This window comes from Trichocoleus sp. FACHB-6, assembly GCF_014695815.1.
GTDB classification, from domain to species: domain Bacteria; phylum Cyanobacteriota; class Cyanobacteriia; order Cyanobacteriales; family FACHB-T130; genus Funiculus; species Funiculus sociatus.
This window is the reverse complement of record NZ_JACJOY010000093.1, coordinates 1-5,178: the sequence shown is the minus strand read 5'-3', so window position 1 is coordinate 5,178 and position 5,178 is coordinate 1. Positions and strand designations below refer to the sequence as shown.

Here is a 5,178-nt window from a genome sequence, read left to right as displayed (position 1 = left end):
TTGACGAGGTTATTGTGTTACTCTGGCTTTCAAACTATTATTTTTTCTAGGTTCTCTTCGCTCGCTTGAGTCTCGCTTTCGCTTGTCTCTCCCGACCGCTTTATTAATATAGCCACTCTCTCCCCAATGTGTCAACTGTTTGGGAAAATTTTTTTGAAAATTCTTGAAAAGCTCTTGAGGGGGAGCATTTGCGCCACAATGGGTAATGCGTTGAGCGTCTGAGGAAAGGGAACTGTGAATTTTCAGTCGGTGATTGCTACGTTGCATGAGTTTTGGGGTGATCGTGGTTGCCTAATCGCTCAACCCTACGATATTGAAAAAGGGGCAGGCACCAAAAATCCCAATACCTTTTTAAGATGTCTTGGTCCGGAGCCGTGGGCTGTGGCTTATGTCGAACCCTGCCGCCGCCCTACAGATGGACGTTACGGTGAAAATCCTAATCGCTACCAACACTATTACCAGTATCAAGTTCTGATTAAACCTTCGCCAGATAATATCCAAGAGATTTATCTGGACTCTTTGAGAGCTTTAGGTATTCGCCCTGAAGATCACGACATCCGGTTTGTAGAAGACAACTGGGAGGATGCCACAGTAGGAGCTTGGGGTGTAGGTTGGGAAGTATGGCTAGATGGAATGGAAATCACCCAATTTACTTACTTTCAACAATGCGGAGGACTTGACTGTAGACCTGTCTCAATTGAGATTACCTATGGTCTGGAGCGATTAACTATGTATCTCCAGCAGGTGGATGCGTTTACCAAGATTCGCTGGACTGATAACGTTACCTATGGTGATGTTCACCTCCAGGGAGAGGTTGAGCAGTGTATCTATAATTTCGAGGCATCTAACCCAGATTTGTTGTTTACTTTGTTTGGTCTGTACGAGCAGGAGGCAGAGGAACTGACTGGACGCGGACTTGTGTTACCCAGCCTAGATTATGTTTTAAAGTGTTCTCACACGTTTAATTTGCTGGATGCCAGAGGGGTGATTTCGGTAACGGAGCGGACGCGCTACATTGGCAGAATTCGCAAGTTGGCAAGGCGAGTCGCGGAGTTATATTTGCAGCAACGAGAAGGTCTGGGATTTCCCCTGTGCAAGCAAAAGGAAATTGCACAGCAAGTATCTTAAGCAAGTGTGCAAGAGTTTGGGGATAGTGATCTGAGTTACCTAAGTGAGTAAAGGGACTGGGTTAGATTCTTTTGAAAATTGATAAACCAGTTGGGCAAACCTATGTTGATAGAGGAGGCTGTGAGGCGGGTGGGTAGTCTGAGTGAAGTTTTGGAACCAATTGCTAACCAGTTTGAAAAGTTAGGAATTCCGGATTTGATTGTACATTGGGGACACCCGGTGATGATGGCAATTGTGGTATTGGTGATGGGTAATTTTATAGGGTTTGCCGGATGGCGCGGACGGGTGGCGGCGGATACGGCGATCGCTAGTAAAAGTTTGGCTGACCACCGGAAGCTAGCACCGTGGATGTTTCTGTTTATAGCACTAGGTTATACTGGCGGAGTTTTGTCGCTAGTAATGCAAGATCAAGGGATTCTGGAAAGTCCGCATTTTTGGACTGGTTCTATTGTGCTGGGATTGCTGGCAATTAATGGCACGATTTCGATGATAGGCTTTGGGGGTAATAAGGTAGTGCTGCGGACATTTCATGCTTATTTAGGCACTACGGCACTTTGTCTACTATTTGTACACGCTGTGCTGGGCTTGAAGCTAGGTTTGGCTATCTGATGAACTCGGCTGCTGGTGTAATTTTAAGCTTGTCCTATATTTTGGGCTTACTGTCTACGGCAGTTTGGTGGGGCAAGTATGCAGTTTTGGCTCTGGGTATTGGAGCTGCTTTTGTTGTACCTAAATTCTGGCGAACTGGATCTAAAGCAAAAGTGTGGCTGGCGGTCGGAATTGTGGGGTTGCTGGCAGCACTGTATTTTCAAGCACGGGTGCCACAACCTTTAGCAAATGACATCAGCAAGTTTGTTCATGCCCAAAATGGTAAAGGGCAGGAGCAAGTTGTCACGGTTCAGGGAAAGATTGCTAGTACGCCTCGGCTAACGCAAAGTCAGCGATCGCAATTTTGGTTGGAAGCTTCTAAATTAAATGAGGTAAAAAACGGCGAGAACAAACCAGCTGATGTTAGTCAGGGGGTGACGGGCAAGTTATATGTAACTGTGCCTTTACTACAAGCTACTGGTTTATATCCTGGTGAAGCGATCGCAATTACAGGAGTATTGTATAAACCGAAAAAGGCTAGCAATCCCGGTGCCTTTGATTTTCAGGCTTACCTGGCGCGAGAAGGAGGTTTTGCAGGTCTAAGCGGACGGCAGGTTAGTTTCCCCAATGAACAGGAAGAACGTGGCTGGGGATTCTGGACTGTAAGGCAGCGAATCATCCACTCTCAAGTTCGTTGGCTAGGCTCTCCAGAAGGGCAGCTTGTCAGTTCGATGGTTATGGGAAGTCAAGCGGTAGATTTGCCCTACGATGTACGAAATGAATTTATCCAGGTGGGATTGGCTCACGCTTTGGCAGCATCTGGATTTCAAATTTCTCTGATTCTAGGTTTTGTCATAGCTGCCTTTGGGCGTTTTTCCGTAAGGACGCAACTAGGCGTTGGGATTGCTGCCATACTTATTTTTATTTGCTTGACAGGAGTGCAACCATCAGTTCTAAGAGCAGGGGTAATGGGAGTTGGGGCGTTAATCGCCTTAGCAATGCAACGCAAAGTCAAGCCATTAGGTTCGCTCCTGCTTGCTGCCACGGTATTGCTGTTATTTAATCCGCTGTGGATCTGGAATTTGGGGTTTCAGCTGAGTTTTCTAGCCACACTGGGATTGTTAGTCACACTGCCAGCGATAATAAAGTGGTTTGATTGGTTGCCGCCTGCGATCGCATCCTTATTTGCGCTGCCAATTGCCGTCTTACCGTGGGTTTTACCTCTACAACTTTTTGTCTTTGGTGTCGTATCTCCCTACAGTATCCTGGCAAACATCATTAGCACTCCCTTTTTATCTGTCATTAGTATTGGAGGAATTCTCAGCGCCTTAGCCGGATTAATTTGGCCTTTGGCGGGAAGCACCTTAGCTTGGTTATTGTATTACCCCACTCACTGGCTGATTTTGCTTGTGCAGTTTTTCAGCTCTTTGCCGGGAAACTCAATTGCTGTTGGAACTATTTCAATATTTCAAGTATTGGTGCTATACGGTTTAATTAGTCTAGCTTGGCTCAACAAGTGGTGGTGTCGGCGTTGGTGGTTTGCTGCGATTATTGCTACTACTCTGGTTGTTCTCCCGGTTTGGCAGACAAAAGCAACTTTGTTTCGAGTCACGGTGCTTTCTACCCCGGGAGAACCAGTTTTGGTGATTCAAGACAAAGGGGAAGTCACGCTGGTTAATAGTGGGGATGACAGTACAGCCAATTTTACTGTGCTGCCTTTTTTACAACAGCAGGGTGTCAATCAAATTGACTGGGCTGTGGTTACGGATTCTCAACTTAGTCCTAGAAGTGGCTGGGCTAAGATTATGGAACGACTCCCAGTGTCAACCTTTTACGCTAACACTGCCTCTATTAGTAAACTTTGGACTCTAGGTGTAAAGATTCCGCCTCAGGCATTGCCAGTTGGTCGAAGTGTAGCGATTGGAACTTCAGCCATCAAGTTAATTAATAGCCAACCGCCAGTGGTACAACTGCAAATCAGCGGACAGAGTTGGTTAGTGTTGGGAAACTTTAAGCCAGAGGAAAATGAAAGAAAGTTAGCGCTCTTAAAACAATTACCGCCTGTTCAGGTGCTTTGGTGGTCTGGAGAAAGTTTACAAGCTGATGTATTGCAAAAGATGCAACCAAAGGTAGCGATCGCCTCATCCGCTACCATCGATCCAGAAACGGCACAAACTCTGCGTAAAATTAACACCAAATTATATACAACCGAGCGTGATGGGGCAATCCAGTGGACTCCTAGTGGTGCCTTTGAGACAACACTAGAAGCAACAGAAAACGATGTTGGTATTAGCTATTAGGGATGGGGGGTGATATTTCCCCAGCGTAGAGGCAAAGCTTGAGTAGATAACAGATTTAAGGCTCAGACTACCGTGATTGAGACAGCAAAATTTTCTGACTCAAACTCAACTATGGATCTAGCCGTAAGTTAACTTCAGAAGTACACCTGAAGCAGCAGTCCGATAATGGAGACTTGGAGGCTCGAATAATTTTGGTTAGATTGTTGTCAGTATTAAATCAAAAGAACCCGTTTACTCACCTCCAGCGCGGCAAAGAGCGGTGGATAAGACTCCAAGATGAAATGCACCATTACCCGATAACGAAGCAGAGAAAATTGAGGCGCTTTTGCAGTATAGAACCCATTTGACATCTCTGACTCGGTTGACTTAAGGTAGCGCAAAAGCCATATCCTACTCACCATGCCGTACTCCAGCAGTCTCACCGACGAAGAATGGGAAATTCTTGAGCCTCTCCTGCCCCAGCTTTTGCCGGTGAAGAAGTAGACAAGACCCTGTGATTGGACGAAACGAGAACTGTTGGATGGCATGTTCTACCAACTTAAGAATGGCTGTAATTGGCAAGATTTACCCAAAGATCTTCCGCCATACTCAACCGTCTATTGGCACTACAAGCAGTGGCGGGATGCAGGAGCTTTTCTTGCACTGATGACCGTCTTACATGGACAAGTGCGTGAACAAGTCAAAAAAAGCCAAGTGGACAACGTTGCTGATGATTGACTCGCAAGCCGTGAAGAATATCTGCAATGCCAGTGTTGAGTCCAAAAGCTTTTGGTTTTACAACCCACATTCCGCACCCGCAACTGTCACAAGGATGGCTGGGGCTGCTCTCATCGGTGGATTAGCTGAGCAAATCACCGTTTAGCTAAGCAATAATACTTGATTCAAATAGGTATTTAGGAGAGAGTGCGCTCTAATTATCATTAATCATTGTTAATTGACAATAAGCAGAGAGAACCAGGAGTTATGCAGTTGGTACAAGAGTCAGCCAAGGAGCCGCTAAGTAGGAACGCACCGCCTCCCGAACAATACTGGCTTTGGACTCATACCAACTAATGCCAGTATTAAACCAATGCATCTCCAGGCGTAGAAACGCTCGAATCGCCAAACCAATGTGATTGCGTTGAGCACGAGAAGAACGCACTTGGGCTTTTTCAACCCCACA

Annotated in this window: 5 protein-coding genes and 1 pseudogene; 5 read left to right on the top strand and 1 reads right to left on the bottom strand. The window is 46.0% G+C overall.

Annotated features, from left to right (window positions below; genetic code table 11):
- Positions 1-234: 234 nt before the first annotated feature.
- From glyQ to H6F66_RS17920, 5 genes are all read left to right on the top strand, one after another.
- Positions 235-1,128: a glycine--tRNA ligase subunit alpha gene (gene glyQ / locus H6F66_RS17940; RefSeq protein ID WP_190423784.1), complete on the top strand. Its 894-nt coding sequence runs from the start codon at positions 235-237 to the stop codon at positions 1,126-1,128.
- 129 nt (positions 1,129-1,257) lie between these two features.
- Positions 1,258-1,737 (top strand): DUF4079 family protein, encoded by a 480-nt coding sequence (locus H6F66_RS17935; protein WP_190423786.1) that lies wholly within the window; start codon positions 1,258-1,260, stop codon positions 1,735-1,737.
- Positions 1,737-4,016, top strand: a complete 2,280-nt coding sequence (locus H6F66_RS17930) for a ComEC/Rec2 family competence protein (RefSeq protein ID WP_190423782.1) — start codon at positions 1,737-1,739, stop codon at positions 4,014-4,016. Before H6F66_RS17935 ends, H6F66_RS17930 begins: the two co-directional genes overlap by 1 nt.
- 525 nt (positions 4,017-4,541) lie before the next feature.
- Positions 4,542-4,733, top strand: a complete 192-nt coding sequence (locus tag H6F66_RS29440) for a transposase (protein ID WP_347269401.1) — start codon at positions 4,542-4,544, stop codon at positions 4,731-4,733.
- Entirely contained in the window at positions 4,687-4,878 is a 192-nt protein-coding gene (locus tag H6F66_RS17920) for a hypothetical protein (protein ID WP_190423788.1), read from the top strand. Before H6F66_RS29440 ends, H6F66_RS17920 begins: the two co-directional genes overlap by 47 nt.
- Before the next feature lie 99 nt (positions 4,879-4,977).
- On the opposite strand, the pseudogene H6F66_RS17915 reads toward H6F66_RS17920, so the two are convergent.
- A pseudogene (locus H6F66_RS17915) lies at positions 4,978-5,178 on the bottom strand (IS701 family transposase); the annotation flags it as partial.

Excerpts from the sequence above, each read along its gene's own strand:
- H6F66_RS17930 (WP_190423782.1), top strand. The coding sequence starts at position 1,737 with ATGAACTCGGCTGCTGGTGTAATTTTAAGCTTGTCCTATATTTTGGGC.
- H6F66_RS29440 (WP_347269401.1), top strand. The coding sequence starts at position 4,542 with ATGTTCTACCAACTTAAGAATGGCTGTAATTGGCAAGATTTACCCAAA.